Below are 19,916 nucleotides of genomic sequence, written 5' to 3'. Positions count from 1 at the left end.
GCGCATGACGAGGCGGCCACGCAGTACATACCGCCCGTCACCGACGGGTTCGACGCCCTCTTCCGTGAGGACGCCGCCGACGCCGGTCACACGCAGCAGTTGCCTCCGGTACAGGAGCCGGTGCTGCGGCAGCCGCCGCCGCGGGGGTATCCGCCCCGCGGGCAGCGGCCCGTACCGGGCCAGGCGCAGCCCCAGCCCCAACAGTTCCAGCCGCACCTGCAGTACGCACCGCCGCCGCCCCCGCCCGAGACTCCGCGGCGGGTGCCGCCCGGCGTGATCGCCGCCGTCGTCATCGGCCTGGCCGTCGTCGGGCTCGGCGTCGGTGCCCTGCTCAGCGACGGCAAGGCGCAGAACAACGACCCCGCCGCCGTCGCCGCCACCCCCAGCGCCGGGAGTTCGGCCGCGGCCGGCGGCGAGGCTCCGGTGGATCCGGCCCGGTCCCAGGCCGTCCAGCTGGACAAGCTCCTCGCGGACAGCAACGACAGTCGCGCCTCCGTGATCCGTGCCGTCGACGACATCAAGGGCTGCCGCAACCTCGGCCAGGCGGCCAGCGATCTGCGCGACGCGGCCCGCCAGCGCGAGGAGCTCGTCACCCGCCTCCAGGACCTCAAGATGGACCAGCTTCCGGACAACGCGAAGTTGGCTGCCGCCCTCACCAAGGCCTGGCAGTCGTCCGCGGCGGCCGACAACAGCTACGCGTCCTGGGCGGACGACGTGGCTGGCGAGAAGAAGGGCTGCAAGGACGGGCAGGCCAAGTCCACCGGCAACGCGTCCGACGGCAACAAGGCGAGCGGCGAGGCGACCCGGGCGAAGGAGTCGGCCGCGACCATGTGGAACACGATCGCGGCCAAGTACGGCCTCACCAAGCGGGACAAGTCCCAGCTCTAGAAGGGGTAGGTACGGGGGCGGGGGTCATGCCGCGCGAGGGGCCTGTTCCAGGGTCTGGGTCATGTCCATCGACTGCTCGCCCTGCTGGGCGACGAGCCGGCCCGCCTGGACGACCTGGAAGGTGACCCGCCCGTTCACGATGCGCGGGAAACCGGCGACGGCGCGCATGTCCTTGTAGCGCCAGCTCAGGTCCGGGGTCAGGCCGCCGGTCTTGACGGGTTCCGACTGGTTCAGGGTGCGGGCCACCTTGCGCGCGGTGATCTCGTCTCCGGGCTTGAAGCGCTTCAGGGTCTCGTTCAGCACGGTGTACGCGATCCAGGTGGTCTGCGTGCCGCTGTCGTCCGGGTCCACGGAGTCGTTGCCGAAGGCGTACTCGGCGATCACCTTCCGCATCGGCTCCCACAGCGGATCGGCTGCCACCGGGTACCAGCTGGTGAGGTAGGCGCCCTCGAAGGGGCTCTCCTTGCCGCCGGTGCGGTCGACCAGTGCCTGGCTGACACTGCCCAGCACCGAGGAGATCTGCGGGTTCTTGTGCTTGTCGTCGGCCCGGCGGAAGGCGTCGAAGAACGTCTCCGTGCGCTGGCCGAGCACGGCCGTCACACAGCCCCGGTCCTTCCCGCCGGAGGACGTGGCGAGTGCCTCGCGGGCCTGCGGCACGTAGTCCGCGGAGTCTTCCGCGGCCTGGATGTCCTCGGCCTCGGGCATCTTGTTGGCCTTGAGTCCGGCATTGAGCAGGACGGGCAGGGAGTCGCCCGCGAGGGTGTCGGGGCGGACGATGGCCACCTGGCTGCAGGCCCGGCCCAACTGGTGTCCGGCGCCGGCGAGCAGCACGGGCTGGCCGCCGTTGACGGGGTAGGAGAGGGTGCTCTGGAACTCCTCGGAGGAGACCCCGTAGCCGCCGATGAAGGGGATGCCTTCGGACTCCAGCGGGGCCATGAAGGCGCGTCCGTGCTGGCTGTACGAGCCGACGACCGCGACGGCCTTCTCGGCGATGGCCTTGCGGGCGCATTCGGCTGCGCCGTTCGCCGTGTTCTTCTCGTTGCAGGTCAGGACGCGCAGCTTGCGGCCGTTGATGCCGCCCTTGGAGTTGACCCAGGCCTCGTAGGCTTTGGCCATGCCGGGCATTCCCGGCATGTTGGTCGCCTTGGTGTCCTGTGGTGCGAACGTCATGACCGTGATGGTGTCCCCGGGGCTCGTCGAGCCCCCGGGGAGCACCCCACATCCGACGAGGAGACATGCACCCATCGCCGTTGCCGTCACGGTGCGGGGGAAGCGTGCTGTGTGCCGTTCGGTCATGTTGATGCACGCTTCCGCCCCGCGGGTAACTGAGGTGTGAGGGAGGAGCAACAGTGGGTGACGGCCGGGTTAAATACTGGGGTCACTCGGGGCGGGGTCCGGGCGGGATGCGGTGACGCACAGGTGCTTCAAGATCACGCAAGTGGTGAACGTACGATCGAATGCGTGACATTCGCCCAAGGTTCGAAGAACTCTTCCCGCCGAGGTGGCCGCTCCTCCACCATGGGCGGCATGCCCCTGAACGACATGCCGTGGTGGCGCTGGCGCAGCAACGTGCGCTCGGCGCTCCACATGCTTTCCGATCCGGTCTTCCATGAGGAGACCTGGCTCGCCGGCGTCGAGGGATACGGGGACGTCACCGACGCCGTGTACCGGCTCGTCGAGGACACCTGGCTCGACAGCTGGTCCGCCGAGAAGTACGTCGGCACGATCTTCCGCGACTCCCAGGAGGCCACGCTCGTGGACCTCGCGGTGCTGCGGGTGCTGCGGATCCTGCACCAGGTCGGCCCCGACGCCGCAGTTTCGGCTTACCTGGAGCACCACGCCTGGCCCGAGGCGGTGCGCGCCGCGCGAGAGGCGCACGTACGGCTGGCGAGCGCGGACGGGGACGATCCGGACGCTGCCCCGCGGTCGCTGGAAGTGCTGAGGATCCTCACCCGCGCAGTATGAAAGGCTGTGGGGTCATGAGCGACGACCCGCAGCCCCAGGCCCCCGAACAGTACGTACTGACCCTGTCCTGCCCCGACAAGCAGGGCATCGTGCATGCCGTGTCCAGTTACCTCTTCATGACCGGATGCAACATCGAGGACAGCCGCCAGTTCGGCGACCACGACACCGGCCTCTTCTTCATGCGGGTCCACTTCTCGGCCGAGGCGACGGTGACCGTGGAGAAACTGCGGGCCAGCTTCGCCGCCATCGGTGACTCGTTCCGGATGGACTGGCAGATCCACCGCTCCGACGAGCGCATGCGCATCGTGCTGATGGTGTCGAAGTTCGGCCACTGCCTGAACGACCTGCTGTTCCGTACGCGGATCGGGGCGCTGCCGGTGGAGATCGCGGCGGTGGTCTCGAACCACACCGACTTCGAGGAACTCGTCCGCTCGTACGACATCCCCTTCCACTACATCCCGGTGACGAAGGAGACGAAGGCGCAGGCGGAGGCCCAGGTCCTGGAGCTGGTGCGCGCCGAGAACGTGGAGCTGGTGGTTCTGGCGCGGTACATGCAGGTGCTGTCGGACAACCTGTGCAAGGAGTTGAGCGGGCGGATCATCAACATCCACCACTCCTTCCTGCCGAGCTTCAAGGGCGCGAAGCCGTACCACCAGGCGCACGCGAGGGGCGTGAAGCTGATCGGTGCGACCGCGCACTACGTGACGGCCGACCTGGACGAGGGCCCGATCATCGAGCAGGAGGTCGAGCGGGTGGGCCACGAGGTGACGCCGGACCAGCTGGTGGCGATCGGGCGCGACGTGGAATGCCAGGCGCTGGCGCGAGCGGTGAAGTGGCACAGCGAGCACCGCGTGCTGCTGAACGGCGCCCGCACGGTCGTCTTCGCGTAGCCGCGCCCCGGGCCCCGGGCCTCCGCCCACCCCTTCCGGGCCCTGCTGTCGGCCCCGTCGGCGATCGCGGAAGAGGCCCGGCAGGGCCGGGCACCGGACGCCGCGGGCCCACCGGCAAAGCTCTCCGGCCCCAGCGCCTAGAGGCGGCTCAGGGAGGCTGCGGCGAAGAGGACGTCACGGATCGCCTCGCGGTCGCCGTGCTGGCCCACGGCCGCCTCCTCCGGCGAGATGTGGCCCGCCGCCAGCTGGCAGAACTCGGCGCCGTCCAGTGCGATCTGCGCCACCGTGTGTTCCGGTGAGGGCTTCGCCGCCGGGGAGTCCAGGGCGATGTCCCAGCTGCCGCCGCCCGCCCCCTCGATCTCCAGGTGCAGGGTCCGGCCGGGTGCGCCCGCCGCGACCAGTCCGCGGGCCGGGGCCGCGAGGCCCGCCCGGCGCCGGTGGGCCAGCGCGCTCGGCAGGAGCCGGGCCGCCAGGTCGATCATCTGGTTCAGATGGGGCCCGGAGGGCGGGTCGTACGGGTAGTGCACCGCCTCCGCGATGTCCCACGCGTGCACCCAGCACTCGAAGGCCCGTTCCAGGAAGGCGTCCCCGAGCGGCAGCGCGAAGGCCCCGTAGTGCACGGACAGTTCCGCCACGCCCCGACCGGCGAACGATACCGTCCGCACCAGCGTGTGGCCCTGTTCCCGCCACGGCTCACGGACCTGCCGGCTGATCGGTTGCCCGGCAGAGCTCCAGTAGCGCTCCGTACGGCTCGTGGCGTCCGTCGGCGCGTCCGGGCCCAGCGGGTCGTCGAGTCCCAGCGCCGCCGCGATCAGCCCGTCCACCGTGAGCAGGTGTCCGATCACACCGGCCACGGTGGTCCGGCGCGACCGCTGCCGTTCCTCCTCGAACCACTTCAGCGGCACCGGGGTCTGCCACTCCGCGTCGCCGAAGTCCCGCAGCAGCGCGTCCAGCCGCGCCGTCTCGGTGTCGTACGGGCTCGCCCACGCCGGCAGCGGGATGCGGGCCGGCCGCTTGCCGAGGCAGTCCTCCAGCACCCGCGACCGCAGCAGCGGCTTGAGGTCCAGGCTTTCCTCCGGGTGCAGCAGCCCCACGGCGTCGCGCAGCCGCAGTGCCTCCTCCGCGCAGGGCGCGCACTCGGTGAGGTGGTCCTCCACGGCCTGCGTCTCCTCGGCGGAGCACGCGGACAACGCCCACGCGCCGAGCAGGGACTTGAGCACCCCGTGGGACCGCGGAGGCGGCGCCGGCGCGGCAGGGGGCGGCGGGAGGGGCTGCGGCGCGTGCCGCGGGTCGAGGTCGTCGGCGGCCCCGCGCGGACCCGGTATGCGGGCCGAACGGCCGGGCGGCAGCTCCTCGTAACCGTCGTCGGGCGACTCGGCGGGACCGTTCATCGGGGCGTTCCGTATCCAGGGGGGCCGTATCCGGGCGCAGCGGTGTCCTCATGCGGGAGGACGTGGGCGCTCGACAGCAGCTGGAGCCCCAGGCGCAGTCGCCGCCGGGCCTCGTCCTCACTGATCTGGAGGTCGGCTGCGGCCTGCCGGTAGTCGCGGCGCTTGAAGTACGCGAGTTCCAGGGCGGCCCGCAGCGGCGCGGGCATGGACGTGACGATGTAGTCCGCGCGGGCGGCGGTACGGGCGCTGCGCACCTTCTGTTCGAGTTCCTCGTGCGAGCCGCGGCCCAGTTCTGCCTGGCGCAGTCGGGCCACGGCCTGGCCCTGGGCGATCCGGGCGACCCAGGAACGCATGGAGCCCTGTTTGGGGTCGTACGCGTCCGGGTTCTCCCAGATGTAGCCGAACACCTCGCGGGTGATCCGGTCCGCCGCCTTCTCGTCGCCGAGGACCCGGTGCGCCAGGCTGTGCACGAGCGAGGCGAAGCGGTCGTACAGCTCCCCGAGCGCGGCGGCTTCGCCGCGGGCGAGGCGCTGTTGCATGCGGCGGTCCCAGCGCGGTGGTACGTCCTTCGGCATAGCTGCCCCCAGCCGTGTGTTGACCCAACGAATGTAATGGCCACGGGGCGATCGCGCCCGTTTTGGGGGAAGCTCGCGCTGGGCGAGTGCCCTGCGTGATAGGGGCGTTGCGGGTTGTGCACCGTGGGGCGGTTCGCGGCACAGGGGTACGGGTGTACGCGCCCCGCCGCGCTTCCCGTGCGCGGGTTCGATGCGGCCACCTCCTTGATGACTTCGCTTAACGTGTCGGCCACGTAGGCCTTACGCTCCTGGCTTGTCTTGAACTGCACCCCACCGCACACGTGAAGGCGGAACGCCGAATATGGACAGCGCAGAATACGAGCGCAAGATCGCCGCCCGATTCGCCACCTTCGACCAGGACGGGAACGGCTATATCGACCGGGAGGACTTCAGCGTGGCTGCGAAGGCGGTGCTGGCCGAATTCGGCACCACCGCACGGTCGGACAAGGGCCAGGCCGTCTTCGCAGGCGCGGAGGCGTTCTGGCAGGGCATGGCCGGGATCGCCGACGTCGACGGGGACCAGCGGGTGACCCGCGAGGAGTTCATCACCGGGGCGGCGAAGCGACTGCGGGACAACCCGCAGCGGTTCGCCGAGATCGCGCGCCCGTTCCTGCGCGCGGTGATCGCGGTGGCGGACGAGGACGGCCGCGGTGCGACCCCGACGGCGGCGGCCCGTGTCCTGCGCGTCCTGGGCATCGCGCCGGAGACGGCCGGCCAGGTCGCGACGGCCCTGGACGGGGACGGCGACGGTCGCCTCTTGGAGGACGAGGTCCTGTCGGCCTTCGCGGGCTACTGCGGTGTGGAGGCCCCCGACGCGTAGCCTGCGCTCCAGGTCCTCGGAGCACCGTTCGGCCGGCGTGCCGCACGGTGCTCCGTCCCGCGATCGCAACCTCCTGCTGCCCACGGCACAAGGAGGCGGCGGCTTCGACGGGAGACCCTTCAGTCGACGTGCCGGCCCGGTCCGTGGCCCTGCGCGAAGCGTTCGCGGAGCTTGTACTTCAGGACCTTGCGCAGGGCGTCGTTGCGCGGGAGGGCGTCGACCAGCTCCAGTTGTTCCGGGAGTTTGTGGGGGGCCAGGCCCTGGGCGCGGAGATGGGACGTCAGCTGCGGCAGGGTCAGGGGCAGCGTGCCCGGGGGCTGTTCCACCACCGCGCAGACGCGTTCGCCGCGCTCCGGGTCCGGGAGTCCGATCACGGCCACGTCGCCGATGCCCGGGAGCAGGTGCAGGAGGTCCTCGATCTCCTTCGCAGAGATGTTCTCGCCCTTGCGGATGATGACGTCCTTGCTGCGGCCGGTGAGGACCAGGTAGCCGTCCTGCGTCAGGTGGCCGAGGTCGCCGGTGATCAGGTAGCCGTCGGCGTCGAAGACCTCCGCCGAGTGGTCCGGGTTCAGGTAGCCCCGGCAGACGGCCTCGCCGCGCAGCCGGACCTCGCCGTCCGTGTCCGGGGGCAGCGGAGTGCCGTCCGCGGTCGTGATGCGGATCGACATGCCCGCCGGTGGGCGGCCCTCGGTCGTGGCGAGTCGTTCGGGGGTGTCGTCCGGGGAGCCCATGGTGATCATCGGGACCTCGGTCATGCCATAGCCGTGGGTCAGCTGGCAGCCCATTTCGCGGACCACCGCGTGGTAGATCTCGGGCGGCTTCGGGGCCCCGCCGCCCGCGAGGAGGCGCAGGGTGGGGATGAGCGGGGTCGCGGGGGCCTTGCGCTGTTCCGCGAGGAACATCGAGTAGAAGGCCGTGGAGCCGCCCGCCACCGTGACCCCGTGGCGCCGGTAGCCGTCCAGTGCGTCCGGCATCGCGAACTTCTCGAACAGCACCGCCGGGAACCCGTAGAGCAGCAGCATCACCGTGTAGTCGGGGCCGGCGATGTGCGCGAAGGGGAAGGCCATCGAGCCGACGTCGGTCGGGCCCAGGTGTAGGGCGTGGGCCAGGCAGGAGCCGCCCGCGATCAGCGAGCGGTCGGAGTGCAGGACGCCCTTGGGGTCCGAGGTGGTGCCGGAGGTCCAGTAGATCCACCGTACTGAGGTTCCCTCGCCGGGCGGGTCCGGGAGCACGGCGGGGTCCCCGTCCGGGAGGTCCGCTGCCTCGTAGATGCGAAGGACGCCGCGCGCGCCGAGCCGTTCGGCCATCACCGTGTGGTCGAAGCCGCGCCAGAGGCCCGGTACGGCGAAGAACTCGGCCTTGGACTCCCGCAGGGCGAAGCCCACCTCACGGTCCCGGTAGAAGGGGATCACCGGCGTCTGGACGGCCCCGATCCGGGCCAGGGCGAGGGAGAACAGGACCGTCTCGATCCGGGTCGGCAGCTGCCAGGCGACGACCGTGCCCGGGCGCACGCCCCTCTCGTACAGGCCGGCCGCCGCGCGCTCCGCGCGCTCGCGCAGTTCCCCGAAGCTCAGCGTCCGGTCGTCGGCCGGGTCTTCGGCCGCCTGGACGAGCACGGGGGCGTCGGGGGTCAGTGCGGCGCGCCGGACGATCAGCTCCCACAGGGTGGGGGACTTGCTCAGCCGTATCGCCGTGCCCCTGGTGTCCGGCATCCCAAACCTCCCGTAGCTGACGGATAGTCAGATCACCGGCAGAGCGTAGGGCTCGGACGCTTGTCGGTCCAGGGGTCACGGGCTAGCTTGGAGCCGACGCGTTTCTGACGCACCATCAGATTTAGCGGATGCATTCGACTTGCGGCGAGGGGACACCATGGAACTGCCTCGGATCATCAGCGTCGACGACCACGTGATCGAGCCCGCACACCTCTTCGACGTGTGGCTGCCGGCCAAGTACCGCGACCGTGGGCCCAAGGCGCTCACCGCGGGCATCGGCGAGCTGGAGTACACGGGCGGCAAGTACGTGATCTCCATGGACCCCGCCGGCCCGCCCACCGACTGGTGGATCTACGAGGACCTGAAGTTCCCGTACAAGCGCAACATCGCCGCCGTCGGCTTCGACCGCGACGACATGACCCTGGAGGGCATCACCCGCGAGGAGATGCGGCGCGGCTGCTGGGACCCCAAGGCGCGGCTCGCCGACATGGACCTCAACCACGTCGAGGCCTCCCTGTGCTTCCCGACCTTCCCGCGCTTCTGCGGCCAGACCTTCGCCGAGGCGCACGACAAGGAGGTCGCCCTCGCCTGCGTGCGCGCGTACAACGACTGGATGGTCGAGGAGTGGTGCGGCGACAGCGGCGGCCGGCTCATCCCGCTGTGCATCATCCCGCTCTGGGACATCGACCTGGCGGTCGCGGAGATCCGGCGCAACGCCGCCCGCGGGGTCCGCGCCGTGACCTTCTCCGAGATCCCCACCTACCTGGGACTGCCGTCCATCCACTCCGGGTACTGGGACCCCTTCTTCGCCGCCTGCCAGGAGACCGGGACCGTCGTCAACATGCACATCGGGTCCAGCTCCCAGATGCCCGCCGCCTCCCCCGACGCACCGCCCGCCGTCCAGGCCTCGCTGAGCTTCAACAACGCCATGGCCTCGATGATGGACTTCCTCTTCTCCGGTGTGCTGGTCAAGTTCCCGACCCTCACACTCGCCTACAGCGAGGGCCAGATGGGCTGGATCCCGTACGCACTGGAGCGCGCCGACGACGTGTGGCAGGAGCACCGCGCCTGGGGCGGGGTCCGCGACCTGATCCCCGAGCCGCCGTCCACGTACTACTACCGGCAGATGTTCTGCTGCTTCTTCCGCGACAAGCACGGCATCGCCTCGCTCGACGTCGTCGGCCGCGACAACGCCACCTTCGAGACCGACTACCCCCACGTGGACTCGACCTTCCCGCACACCAAGGAAGTCGCCCTGGACCACGTCGCAGGCCTCGACGAGGAGACCGTCTACAAGCTGATGCGCGGCAACGCGATCCGCATGCTCGGCCTCGACCTGGACCGCGACCGGAAACTCGACCGGGACGGCAAGGACCTGCGGGCGGCCCGCTAGTGGACCTCACCTACACCGAGGAGGAACAGGGGTTCCGGGCCGGACTGCGCGCCTGGCTCGCCAAGACGTTGCCCGAGCTGCCCGCCAAGCCGTCCCCCGGCGACTGGCCGGGGCGGCGCGCGTACGACCTCGGCTGGCAGCGCAGGCTGTACGACGCCGGGTACGCCGGGCTCCACTGGCCCGTGGAGGCGGGCGGACGCGGTGCCACCCCCACCCAGCACCTGATCTTCCTGGAGGAGACCGAGCGCGCCGGGGCCCCGTACGTCGGCGCCAACTTCGTCGGGCTCCTGCACGCCGGCCCGACCATCGCCGCCGAGGGCACCGCCGCACAGCGGGCGCGCTGGCTGCCGCCCGTACTGCGTGGGGACGAGGTGTGGTGCCAGGGCTTCAGCGAGCCCGACGCCGGCTCCGACCTGGCCTCACTGCGTACGCGCGCCGTGCGCGACGGCGACGACTACGTGATCACCGGGGCGAAGATCTGGACCTCGCACGCGGAGGTCGCCGACTGGTGCGAACTGCTGGTGCGGACGCAGCCCGTCAGCGAGACCGTCCCCAAGCACCGGGGGATCTCCTGGCTCGCGCTGCCCATGGACGCCCCCGGCGTCACGGTCAGGCCGCTGCGCACCCTCGCGGGGTCCACGGAGTTCGCCGAGGTGTTCCTCGACGAGGTGCGAGTCCCGGTCGACCACCGGGTCGGCGCGGAGAACGACGGCTGGCGCGTCACCATGGTCACCCTCTCCTTCGAGCGGGGGACCGCCTTCGTCGGCGAGGTCGTCGCCTGCCGCCGCACCCTGGGCGAGCTCGCGCGCACCGCGAAGGAGAACGGCCGCTGGGACGACCCGGTGCTCCGGCGCAGGCTCGGCCGGCTGTACGGGGAGTTCGGCGCCCTGTGGCGGCTCACCCAGTGGAACGTCAGCGAGTCGGAGCGCTCCGGCGGGGTCCCCGGCACCGGCGGCTCCGTCTTCAAGCTGGCCTACTCGCACGCGCGGCAGGAGCTGTACGACACCGCGGCCGAGGTGCTGGGCGCGGACTCCCTCGCACTGGACGGGGCATGGGTGCAGGACCGGCTCTCGTCCCTCTCGTACACGATTGCCGCGGGCACCTCGCAGATCCAGCGGAACATCGTCGCCGAGCGGATCCTCGGCCTCCCGAAGGGCCGGTGAGCGCCGTGGACTTCCAACCGACCGAGGCGCAGCGGGACCTGCGGGCCGGCGTGCGCGACCTGCTGGCGGGCCGGTACGGGCGGGCGGCGCTGCGCGCCTCGGTGGACGCCGGGGCCGGTGTCGACCGGGAGCTGTGGCGGGAGCTCGGCGCGGCCGGGTTCTTCGCCCTGCGGCTCCCGGAGGCTCAGGGCGGAGTCGGACTCGGGCTGCCGGAGGCGGTCCTCGCCTTCGAGGAGGCCGGGCGGGCACTGCTGCCGGGGCCGTTGGTCGCGACGCACCTCGCGGCCGGGGTCGTTCCGGGAGCTGCCGAGGGGACCGCCGTGGTGACCGCCTTCGACCTGGGCGGGCCGCTGGTGGCCCATCTCGCGGAGGCGGACGCGGTGCTCGGCGTACCGCTGCTCCCCCCGGGCGACCCGGTGCGTTCCGTGGACCCGCTCACGCCGCTGCACCGGGTGGCGGCGGGGGCGGCGCGGTACGCATCGGGGGATTGCGGTGCGTACCGCGACGAGGGAGCGCTGCTCACGGCAGCCCTCCAGGTGGGCAGCGCGCTGCGCACGGTGGAACTGGCGGTGCGGTACGCGAAGGAGCGCGAGCAGTTCGGGCAGCCGATCGGGGCGTTCCAGGCGGTCAAGCACGTGTGCGCGCAGATGCTGGTGCGGGCGGAGGTGTCCCGTACGGCGGTCTACGCGGCGGCGGTCGTGGCGGAGGCGGCCGTGGCGGAGGCGGCCGAGGACGCCGGCCCCGGGGGGAGCGCGGGCGCGGCCCCGGGCGGGATCACGGGCGCCAATGCCGGCGGGATCACGGGTGAGATCGCCGCGGCCAAGCTGCTCGCCGACGAGGCCGCCGTGCACAACGCCCGGGATTGTCTCCAGGTGTACGGCGGAATGGGTTTCACCTGGGAGGCAGATGTCCATCTGTACCTCAAGCGGGCTTGGGTGCGGGCCGAGCAGTGGAGGACGGCGAGCGAGGCGGAGGAAGTGCTCGCGGAGGAGCTGCTCGCCGCTGCGCCGTAGCTGGCTGTCACGGAACGGGTACGGGAGGAACGGTGCGGGACGCATGTCCGATTACAGAGAGTTGATATCGGTTTGTGTCCTTGGCCCGGCCCCTTGCGGCCCGGACGCGGGGGCCTGCTCCGGTACGCTCCCGGGAATGCGAGCGGTTGAGCGGCGTGAGCGTCGCACAGTATGCAGCACGCCTACTCCTTCGCGCTGGAATATGCCCGAAGCGCTTGTTGTGGTGACTGTATGTCAACCATGCTGCTCCAGAAGGGGATCACACACGGTGATCCCGTCCTGTCGCGAGGCGAAGTGTCCGCCGGTTCGGATGGTGTGAGCGGTGCAGGTGCTTCAGGTTCAGCTGGAGGTAGGACCGGATCCCGCCGAGGTCGGCCGGGCCCGCCGCTGGGCGCGGTCACGGCTGGCGGGGTCGGGCATAGGGGACGACGAACCGCTCGCCGAGACGCTGATCTTGTTGATCTCCGAGCTGGTCACCAACGCGGTCGTGCACACCGGCTGCCCGGCCGTCCTGCGGATGCTGTTCGGCGGGCCCGGGGTACGGGTCGAGGTCGCCGACGCGAGCGACCGGGCCCCGGCCCGACGGCAGGCCGGCGGGGACGACACGGGCGGGCGCGGGCTGGAACTGGTGGACGGGCTGGCCGACCGCTGGGGCTGGCAGCGCGAGGGTGCGGGGAAGCGGATCTGGTGCGAGATCGACCGCGCCGGTAAGCCCGCGGACCGCGCGACGGACCGTCCTGACCGGCAGAACCGGGGCTGCGGGTCGACACGGGAACCGCGTGCTTACCTCTAACGAGGTGTTGACGGTTCGTCAACTATTGATCACCCTTGTCTTGAGCGATTCGTCGCGAGGGGACGCCAAGGGCAGACCTTGACGAGTGCGGGTCGTGGGGTGGCGGCTGCCGTGCCGCGCTCGGGGCGTGCACGACCGTACGCCGCCACCCGCTGGGGCCACGCCGCTGTCACTGCGGCGGCGTGACCAGCCCCATCTCGTAGGCCTTGATCACTAGCTGCACCCGGTCCCGGGCGTCCAGCTTCGTCAGCAGCCGCGCCACGTGCGACTTCGTCGTGGCCACCGTGATGAAGAGGTCCTGCGCGATCTCGCTGTTCGACCGGCCGCGCCCCACCAGCGTCAGAACCTCCTGCTCCCGACCCGTGATGCCCGTACAACGCTTCGGGGCCGGCGCCGCACCCCCGACGAAGTCCGCGATGAGGCGGCGCGTGACCCCCGGAGCGATCAGGGCGTCGCCTGCGGCGACCACGCGCACCGCCGCGAGGATGTCGTCCAGCGCCATGTCCTTGACGGCGAACCCGCTCGCACCGGCGCGCAGCGCCCCGTAGACGTGGTCGTCCTCGTCGAACGTGGTCAGGATCAGCACGCGGGTGGCGCCGGGCCCGGACGCGACCCGGCGGGTGGCCTCGATGCCGTCCATCTCCGGCATCCGGATGTCCATCACCACCACGTCGGGGGCGAGGGCGGCGGCCAGCCGGACCGCCTCGGCGCCGTTCGTGGCCTCGCCCACGACCTCCAGGTCCGGGGTGTCCGCCATCAGGACACGCAGCCCCGACCGGATCAGCGGCTGGTCGTCGGCGAGCAGGACGCGGATGTGGCTCATCGCTCCTCCGCCCGCACCGGAGCACCGTCCGAAGACCGTTCCTGTGCGCTCTGCTGTGCGCTCTGCTGTGCGCACTCCGACGGCAGCGGCAACGGCAGCACGGCCGCCACCCTGAAGCCGCCCTCCTGCCGCGGCCCCGCCTCCAGCCGTCCGTCCAGCAGGGCGGAGCGCTCCCGCATGCCGGTGAGGCCGAAGGTGGGCCCGGCTGGGGCTCCGCCCGCGGCGCCCCGCCCGTCGTCGGTGACCTCCAGGGTCAGTTCCTCCTGCCCGTACGCGATGCCCACCCGGCAGTTGTCGGCGTGCGCGTGCCGGACGACGTTGGTCAGGGCCTCCTGCACGATGCGGAACGCGGCCAGCTCGATGTCGGACGGGAGCGGCCGACGCTCCCCGGACCACACCACGTCCACGCGCACGCCCGTATCGCTCGTCGTGGTCGCGGCGAGCCGGTCGATGCCGTCCAGCCCCGGCGCGGGCGCCAGGGACGCGGGCTCGCTGCGGCGCAGGGCCACCAGCGTGCGGCGCAGACCGGCGAGGGTCTCGCGACTGGTGGCCTCGATGGCCCGCAACGCCGCACGGGCCTGCGCGGGTTGCGTCTCGATGACCCGGCTGCCCACCCCGGCCTGGATGGCGATGACGCCGATGCTGTGGGCGACCATGTCGTGCAACTCGCGGGCGATGCGCAGCCGCTCATCGGTCAGGGCCTGCTCGGTGGCGCGGGCGTGCGCCTGCGCGGCGGTCTCGCGGCCGCGCCGGACCGAGTCCCCGATCAGCCAGGCGAGCACGACGATCGGCAGCTGGCTCTGGCTGAGGACGAGGGCGGAGCCGCTCACGGGTTGGGCGAACTGGGCCGTGAGCAGCGCCAGGACGGTGAGGCACGCCGCGGTCGTGGCCACCCGGCGGGACCGGGTGGCCGCGACCGTGCCGAGCGCCACCGCGGCGGGCAGCACCACGGCGAGCGTGAGCCCGGGAGCGCGGCCGACGAAGATCACGAGGTAGACGCCGAGGAGCATCAGACCGAGGGTGGTCAGCGGGGCCCGCCGTACCAGCAGGGCTCCGGTGACCACTGCGAGGAGCACGAGGAGCGGCGCCACGCCGAAGATCCGGTTACCGAAGCCGAGCGGCACTTTCAGCGCGAGGTTCGACAGCGCGAGGGTGACCAGCCCGGCTCCCGCCCACAGTGCTGCGGTCCGCCACCGGTGCGCCGGCCGGCCCCCGGCCACGTGCTCTGATGAGGTGTCCATGCCGCGACCCTAACCACGGCCTACTGCCCGGGACATCGGTCCGCGGGATGCATCCCGCAGGTCAGGCGTGTCGGGCGCGATCGGGCTGTCCCGAGGCGGTGGGAGACGGCCGGCCGCCTCCCACCGCAGGATGAATGCGTGCCCGATGTCGACACTGCCTCCGTACGGGCACCGGCCTCCTGGACGCATCCTCTGGCCCGCACTGCAACGCCCGGCTGGATACGCTGGCCGGGGTCCTACCTGGAGGACAGCATGACTACACAGCCCGACCGCGGGGGCGAACTCGTTCCGCGTCCTGAGCGCACGCCCGACGCCGTCCGCGTTGCCTTGGCCCGCGTCGCCCCGCACCGCCTGGACGAGATGGACAAGAACCGAGCTCTTGCCGCAGCCATCAGCAGCAACAAGGCCGGCCACCTGCAGCACTGGCTCACCCATTGGGCCGCCGAGGTGGAGATCGAGCGCCGACCGGACCTGTCCGCACGCCGCGGCCGTGCCCTGGCGGCCATTCAGGGGACCGCCGGCCGCAACGACCCTGCTTTCAGACCGGCCATGGACGAACTCCGCGCTGTGGAGGAAGAGGCTGCTCGGGCGGTGTCGGAGTGAGCTGGAAGTGGGAGTACGACCCTGACGAGGAATACGTCCTCGGCGACTCACCACGGCCTTTGTCGTAGAGGTCGTGATGAAGGCCGATGAGCTGGTTCGGGCGGCCGAAGCCTTCTACCTCGACGGAACCAAGTACGAGGGGATGAGCCCGAGCGGCGACACGGCGCACGTCGGAGGCGGGTTCTTCGTATATCTCGTCGTGCCCCGCCACGAACGGGTCTACATCCGGCAAGTGACCTGGATCTGACCAGCGCCGCAGGCCCTGCCGAAGTGTCCCGGCCGTCACCCCCGACGCCGTGATCGACTTCTACCGGGCGTGGGGCGCCGGGCGACTGCTGGGTCCAGAGGGCGGCTGCTGGATCTATAGGACGGCCACCGGGGCGACCGGGGTGCCCACGCCTCCGACGAAGGGTTCCGGCATGGCCGAGAGCAGGAAGCCGTAACGGTTCTCTTCTGCACAGGCTGTGGACAACTTTTCCAGGTTCCAGTTCTGGCCCTGGTGCATGCCCATCTCGACCAGGTCCAGTGCGTGCACCGGCAGCCACAGGTTGTCGATCTCCGGCGGGAAGATCTCGAAGGTCAGGGTGTCATTGGCGACGGCCGCCACGTCCCGCGCGTGGAACCATTCGGGCGTACGGACGGACAGTCCGGGCGAGGGGAAGCCGTAGCCGTGTTTGTCGCCCGCCAGGTAGACCTGGATCTGGCCGGTGCGGACCACTACGACGTCTCCCGGTCGGACCGTGACCCCGCCGAACTCCTCCGCCTCCGACAGGTCTTCGGGGGTCACCGCGTGCCCTGCGGGCAGCCGGTCCAGCCCCTTCGCGCGGGCCACGTCCAGCAGGACGCCCCGCGAGACGATGTGCCCGGCCTTGTCGATGCCGCTGAACTCGGCCCGCCCGTGCGCCGTGACGGTGCCGGCCGGGCGGCCGTTGTAGATCTTCCCCGAGTGTGAAACGTGCGTGAGGGCGTCCCAGTGCGTCCCTGCCTGGAGGCCCATGGTCACGGCGTCGTCGCTGCACGCCACCGTGCCCGGCCCGAAGAGCTCCTGGTTGATCTGCACCATCGTGTGCAACGGATTGATCCGGCCGGGGATCAGGCCGACCTGGACCCCGTCCTCCTTGAGCGGGAGCGCGAGCGGGATCCGGCGGCCCGAACGGACCTCGGCCGCAGCCGCCCGGACGACCTCGTCGGTGATCAGGTTCAGGGTGCCGATCTCGTCGCCGGCGCCCCAGCGGCCCCAGTTGTTGACGCGCTTGGCGATGTCGTGGAACTCGGGGGGCATGCCCATGGCCTCATCAGCTCCTTGCAGCAGGCGGCGAGCGACGGAAGTGAACGGGGGCTTGTGCAGCCGTGTCGGGCTGCCCCTAGAATCTAACGGTCCGTCAGAAAACGCGGAAAGGGGTCGGCGTGGGGAACTTCTTGGCAGGCAAGGTCGTGGCCGTCACCGGCGCGGGCCGGGGCATCGGACGGGCCGTGGCGCTCGCCGCAGCCGCCGAGGGCGCCAAGGTCGTCGTCAACGACTACGGAGTCGGCATCGAGGGCGGCGAGCCCACCAGCGAGATCGCCGAAGCCGTGGTGAAGGAGATCGTCGCGGCGGGCGGCGAGGCCGTCGCCGTCGCCGACGACATCTCGACCATGGCGGGCGGCCAGCGCATCGTCGACACCGCCCTCGCGCAGTACGGCCGCATCGACGGCGTCGTGTGCGTCGCCGGCATCCTGCGCGAGCGGATGCTGTTCAACATGTCCGAGGAGGAGTGGGACCCGGTCGTCGCCACCCACCTCAAGGGCACCTTCACCGTCTTCCGCGCCGCGTCCGCCGTCATGCGCCGCCAGGGCTCCGGCACCCTCATCGGCTTCACCAGCGGCAACCACCAGGGCTCCGTCGCCCAGGCCAACTACAGCGCCGCCAAGGGCGGGATCATCTCCCTCGTCCGCTCGGCCGCCCTCGGGTTGGCCAAGTACGGGGTCACCGCCAACGCCGTCGCCCCCGTCGCCCGGACCCGGATGTCCGCCAACGTCCCCATGGAGCTCAAGGAGATCGGCGAGCCCGAGGACGTGGCGGCCCTGGTGACCTACCTCCTCTCCGACCGGGCCGTAGCCGTCGACGGCGAGAGGATCACCGGGCAGGTCTACACGATCGCCGGCCCGAAGATCGCCGTCTGGGCGCAGCCGCGCGAGCTGCGCGCCGGCTACGCCGAGGGCTCCTGGACCCCCGAGAAGATCGCCGACTTCCTGCCCGGGACGGTGGGCACCGACCCGATGCCGATGCTCGCGCAGTTGGCGGCCATGGCCAAGGCGGCGGCCGCCAAGGACCGCCCCAACGCGTAGGGGCGGGGCGGCCATGGACTTCAGCTTCGGGGCCGAGGACGAGGAGCTGCGCTCCCGTGCCCGGGCCTGGCTCGCCGAGCACCTCACGGGCCCGTACGCACAGGCCGTCGGCCTCGGTGGGCCCGGCAGCGAGCACGAAGCGGTCGCGGCCCGGCGCGCGTGGGAGCGCGAGCTCGGCCGCGGCGGCTGGATCGGCCAGGGCTGGGAGGTGGAGGGGTACGGGAACCGGCGGCTCTCCCTCACCGGCCAGGTGGTCTGGGCCGAGGAGTACGCGGCGCTGCGCGCCCCCGGCCGGGTGGGCCACATCGGGGAGAACCTCCTCGCGCCGACCCTCATCGCGTACGGCTCCCGGGAGCAGCAGGGACGCTATCTGCCCGGCATCGCGCGGGGCGAGGAGCTGTGGTGCCAGGGGTACAGCGAGCCGGGCGCCGGATCCGACCTCGCGGGCATCCGTACGACGGCGGTACGGGAACCCCGTCCTGGAACGGGCGGGCTGCTGCGGGTCACCGGGCAGAAGATCTGGACCTCGCTGGCCCGGGACGCCGACTGGTGCTTCGTCCTGGCCCGGACCGAGCCCGGGTCCCGGCGCCACCGCGGGCTGTCCTTCCTGCTCGTACGGATGGACCAGCCGGGGCGGGTGGACGTGCGGCCGATCCGTCAGATGTCGGGGACCTCGGAGTTCAACGAGGTGTTCTTCGACGGGGCGGTGGCCGCGGAGGTCGTCGGCGGGGAGGGCAACGGCTGGGCCGTGGCCATGGGGCTGCTCGCCCTGGAACGCGGGGTCTCCACTCTGGTCCAGCAGATCGGCTTCGCTGCGGAACTGGAACGCGTCCTGGCCTCCCACACTGCCTCGGGCGCGGGGGACCCCGTCCTGCACGACCGTCTCGTGCGGCTTTGGGCCGAACTGCGCACCATGCGCTGGAACGCCCTGCGGACCCTGGGAACCACCGGAGATCCGGGGGCGCCGAGCGTGGCCAAACTGCTGTGGGGCGGCTGGCACCGGCGACTCGGCGAGCTGGCGGTGGCGGTCCGCGGAGCCGCGGCCTCGGCCGGGCCGGCGGACTGGGTGCCCGACCTGCCGTACGAGCGCGGACTCGACGAGGAGCAGCGCCTGTTCCTGTTCACCCGTGCCGACACGATCTACGGCGGCTCGGACGAGATCCAGCGGAACATCATCGCCGAGCGTGTGCTCGGCCTGCCTAAGGAGCCCAGGTGAGAGGCGTCGTGTTCGACGGCAAGCAGGCCCAGGTGGTCGATGACCTGGAGGTCCGGGAGCCGGGGCCGGGGGAGGTGCTGGTCGCGATCGCGGCGGCCGGGCTGTGCCACAGCGACCTGTCGGTGCTCGACGGGACGATCCCGTTCCCGCCGCCGGTGGTGCTGGGGCACGAAGGCGCGGGCGTGGTCGAGGCGGTGGGCGCGGGCGTCACGCACGTGGCTCCCGGGGACCACGTGTCACTGTCCACGCTCGCCAACTGCGGGGCCTGCGCGGACTGCGACCGGGGCCGGCCGACCATGTGCCGCAAGGCGATCGGGATGCCGGGGCAGCCCTTCTCGCGGGGCGGGAAGCCGCTGTTCCAGTTCGCCTCCAACTCGGCGTTCGCGGAGCGGACCATCGTCAAGGCCGTCCAGGCGGTGAAGATCCCGGACGACATTCCGCTGACGTCGGCGGCCCTGATCGGCTGCGGCGTCCTGACCGGCGTGGGGGCCGTACTGAACCGGGCGCGGGTGGACCACGGCGATTCGGTGCTCGTCATCGGTACCGGCGGCATCGGGCTCAACGTGATCCAGGGCGCCCGGATCGCGGGCGCGAGGACCATCGTGGCGGTGGACGCGAACCCGGCGAAGGAAGCGGTGGCCCGGCAGTTCGGGGCCACGCACTTCATCGACGCCTCGGTCCGTGCGGATTCCTCGCCCGGCTCCCCTCCCGACTCCTCGGCGGCGGTCCGCGAGGTCCTCCCCACCGGTGCCGACCACGCCTTCGAGTGCGTGGGCAACGTCAAGCTGATCCGCCAGGCCGTCGACCTCCTGGACCGGCACGGGCAGGCGATCCTGCTGGGCGTGCCCGGGTTCAAGGAGGAGGCCTCCTTCACGGTCTCCTCCATGTACCTGGACAAGACCATCATGGGCTGCCGGTACGGGTCCTCCCGCCCGCAACGGGACATCGCGCTGTACGCCGAGCTCTACCGGCAGGGCAGGCTGCTGCTCGACGAACTGGTCACGGAGGTCTACCCGGTCGAGGACTTCGCCAAGGCCGTGGACGACGCCCGGCACGGGCGGGTGGCGCGGGGGGTGCTCACCTTCTGACGGGGGTAGCCGGA

Annotated in this window: 19 protein-coding genes and 1 pseudogene; 13 read left to right on the top strand and 7 right to left on the bottom strand. The window is 71.6% G+C overall.

Annotated features, from left to right (window positions below; genetic code table 11):
* Positions 1 to 888 (top strand): annotated as a pseudogene (locus ABZZ20_RS18165) (hypothetical protein); the annotation flags it as partial.
* A 24-nt stretch (positions 889 to 912) separates the two neighbouring features.
* Here ABZZ20_RS18165 and ABZZ20_RS18160 read toward each other — a convergent pair.
* A complete protein-coding gene (locus ABZZ20_RS18160; protein WP_356870576.1) occupies positions 913 to 2,184 on the bottom strand; it encodes an ABC transporter substrate-binding protein in 1,272 nt (423 codons plus the stop codon).
* Positions 2,185 to 2,406: 222 nt separating this feature from the next.
* On the opposite strand from ABZZ20_RS18160, the gene ABZZ20_RS18155 reads away from it, so the two are divergent.
* Together ABZZ20_RS18155 and purU are read left to right on the top strand one after the other, a co-directional pair.
* Complete coding sequence (locus ABZZ20_RS18155) at positions 2,407 to 2,853, top strand: hypothetical protein (protein WP_356870898.1); 447 nt, start codon at positions 2,407 to 2,409, stop codon at positions 2,851 to 2,853.
* Positions 2,854 to 2,867: 14 nt separating this feature from the next.
* Positions 2,868 to 3,743 (top strand): formyltetrahydrofolate deformylase, encoded by an 876-nt coding sequence (purU, locus tag ABZZ20_RS18150; protein ID WP_356870574.1) that lies wholly within the window; start codon positions 2,868 to 2,870, stop codon positions 3,741 to 3,743.
* A gap of 137 nt (positions 3,744 to 3,880) precedes the next feature.
* Here purU and ABZZ20_RS18145 read toward each other — a convergent pair whose 3' ends face one another.
* A complete protein-coding gene (locus ABZZ20_RS18145) occupies positions 3,881 to 5,134 on the bottom strand; it encodes a maleylpyruvate isomerase N-terminal domain-containing protein (RefSeq protein WP_356870572.1) in 1,254 nt (417 codons plus the stop codon).
* Positions 5,131 to 5,709: a sigma-70 family RNA polymerase sigma factor gene (locus ABZZ20_RS18140; RefSeq protein WP_356870570.1), complete on the bottom strand. Its 579-nt coding sequence runs from the start codon at positions 5,707 to 5,709 to the stop codon at positions 5,131 to 5,133. The genes ABZZ20_RS18145 and ABZZ20_RS18140 overlap by 4 nt, the downstream gene beginning before the upstream one ends.
* A gap of 301 nt (positions 5,710 to 6,010) precedes the next feature.
* Here ABZZ20_RS18140 and ABZZ20_RS18135 point away from each other — a divergent pair, with 301 nt between their 5' ends.
* Positions 6,011 to 6,529 (top strand): EF-hand domain-containing protein, encoded by a 519-nt coding sequence (locus ABZZ20_RS18135; protein ID WP_356870568.1) that lies wholly within the window; start codon positions 6,011 to 6,013, stop codon positions 6,527 to 6,529.
* A gap of 119 nt (positions 6,530 to 6,648) precedes the next feature.
* On the opposite strand, the gene ABZZ20_RS18130 is transcribed toward ABZZ20_RS18135, so the two are convergent.
* Positions 6,649 to 8,241 (bottom strand): AMP-binding protein, encoded by a 1,593-nt coding sequence (locus ABZZ20_RS18130; RefSeq protein ID WP_356870566.1) that lies wholly within the window; start codon positions 8,239 to 8,241, stop codon positions 6,649 to 6,651.
* Between the two features lie 157 nt (positions 8,242 to 8,398).
* Between ABZZ20_RS18130 and ABZZ20_RS18125 the strand changes: the two genes are divergently transcribed.
* The 4 genes from ABZZ20_RS18125 to ABZZ20_RS18110 all read left to right on the top strand — a co-directional run bounded on the left by ABZZ20_RS18125 (position 8,399) and on the right by ABZZ20_RS18110 (position 12,603).
* A complete protein-coding gene (locus tag ABZZ20_RS18125; RefSeq protein WP_356870563.1) occupies positions 8,399 to 9,634 on the top strand; it encodes an amidohydrolase family protein in 1,236 nt (411 codons plus the stop codon).
* Positions 9,634 to 10,797, top strand: a complete 1,164-nt coding sequence (locus tag ABZZ20_RS18120; RefSeq protein ID WP_356870561.1) for an acyl-CoA dehydrogenase — start codon at positions 9,634 to 9,636, stop codon at positions 10,795 to 10,797. The genes ABZZ20_RS18125 and ABZZ20_RS18120 overlap by 1 nt, the downstream gene beginning before the upstream one ends.
* 5 nt (positions 10,798 to 10,802) lie before the next feature.
* Positions 10,803 to 11,810 carry an acyl-CoA dehydrogenase family protein gene (locus tag ABZZ20_RS18115; protein WP_356870559.1) on the top strand — a complete coding sequence of 336 codons (1,008 nt, stop codon included), beginning with the start codon at positions 10,803 to 10,805 and terminating at the stop codon, positions 11,808 to 11,810.
* Between the two features lie 322 nt (positions 11,811 to 12,132).
* A complete protein-coding gene (locus ABZZ20_RS18110; RefSeq protein WP_356870557.1) occupies positions 12,133 to 12,603 on the top strand; it encodes an ATP-binding protein in 471 nt (156 codons plus the stop codon).
* Between the two features lie 169 nt (positions 12,604 to 12,772).
* Here ABZZ20_RS18110 and ABZZ20_RS18105 read toward each other — a convergent pair whose 3' ends face one another.
* Both ABZZ20_RS18105 and ABZZ20_RS18100 read right to left on the bottom strand, forming a co-directional pair.
* Positions 12,773 to 13,426, bottom strand: coding sequence for a response regulator transcription factor (locus ABZZ20_RS18105; protein WP_356870555.1), 654 nt, complete (start codon positions 13,424 to 13,426; stop codon positions 12,773 to 12,775).
* Positions 13,423 to 14,667 carry a sensor histidine kinase gene (locus ABZZ20_RS18100; RefSeq protein ID WP_356870553.1) on the bottom strand — a complete coding sequence of 415 codons (1,245 nt, stop codon included), beginning with the start codon at positions 14,665 to 14,667 and terminating at the stop codon, positions 13,423 to 13,425. Before ABZZ20_RS18100 ends, ABZZ20_RS18105 begins: the two co-directional genes overlap by 4 nt.
* A gap of 252 nt (positions 14,668 to 14,919) precedes the next feature.
* Between ABZZ20_RS18100 and ABZZ20_RS18095 the strand changes: the two genes are divergently transcribed.
* The gene (locus ABZZ20_RS18095; protein ID WP_356870551.1) at positions 14,920 to 15,270 is read left to right on the top strand and encodes a hypothetical protein; all 351 of its coding nucleotides are present in this window, start codon (positions 14,920 to 14,922) and stop codon (positions 15,268 to 15,270) included.
* A gap of 76 nt (positions 15,271 to 15,346) precedes the next feature.
* Complete coding sequence (locus ABZZ20_RS18090) at positions 15,347 to 15,517, top strand: hypothetical protein (protein ID WP_356870549.1); 171 nt, start codon at positions 15,347 to 15,349, stop codon at positions 15,515 to 15,517.
* Between the two features lie 114 nt (positions 15,518 to 15,631).
* Here the strand turns inward: ABZZ20_RS18090 and ABZZ20_RS18085 are convergent, their stop codons facing one another.
* Entirely contained in the window at positions 15,632 to 16,558 is a 927-nt protein-coding gene (locus ABZZ20_RS18085; RefSeq protein ID WP_356870547.1) for a cyclase family protein, read from the bottom strand.
* Between the two features lie 119 nt (positions 16,559 to 16,677).
* Between ABZZ20_RS18085 and ABZZ20_RS18080 the strand changes: the two genes are divergently transcribed.
* From ABZZ20_RS18080 to ABZZ20_RS18070, 3 genes are read left to right on the top strand one after another with little or no spacing between them, the layout of a single operon-like run.
* The gene (locus tag ABZZ20_RS18080; RefSeq protein ID WP_356870545.1) at positions 16,678 to 17,598 is read left to right on the top strand and encodes an SDR family NAD(P)-dependent oxidoreductase; all 921 of its coding nucleotides are present in this window, start codon (positions 16,678 to 16,680) and stop codon (positions 17,596 to 17,598) included.
* Positions 17,599 to 17,611: 13 nt separating this feature from the next.
* The gene (locus ABZZ20_RS18075) at positions 17,612 to 18,814 is read left to right on the top strand and encodes an acyl-CoA dehydrogenase family protein (protein ID WP_356870543.1); all 1,203 of its coding nucleotides are present in this window, start codon (positions 17,612 to 17,614) and stop codon (positions 18,812 to 18,814) included.
* Entirely contained in the window at positions 18,811 to 19,902 is a 1,092-nt protein-coding gene (locus ABZZ20_RS18070) for a Zn-dependent alcohol dehydrogenase (RefSeq protein WP_356870541.1), read from the top strand. The genes ABZZ20_RS18075 and ABZZ20_RS18070 overlap by 4 nt, the downstream gene beginning before the upstream one ends.
* The last annotated feature ends 14 nt before the right edge of the window (positions 19,903 to 19,916 follow it).

The sequence above is a fragment of the Streptomyces sp. NPDC006430 genome (assembly GCF_040612395.1).
GTDB lineage: Bacteria > Actinomycetota > Actinomycetes > Streptomycetales > Streptomycetaceae > Streptomyces.
The sequence above is the reverse complement of the archived record's forward strand: the minus strand, read 5'-3'. Positions and strand labels throughout refer to the sequence as shown.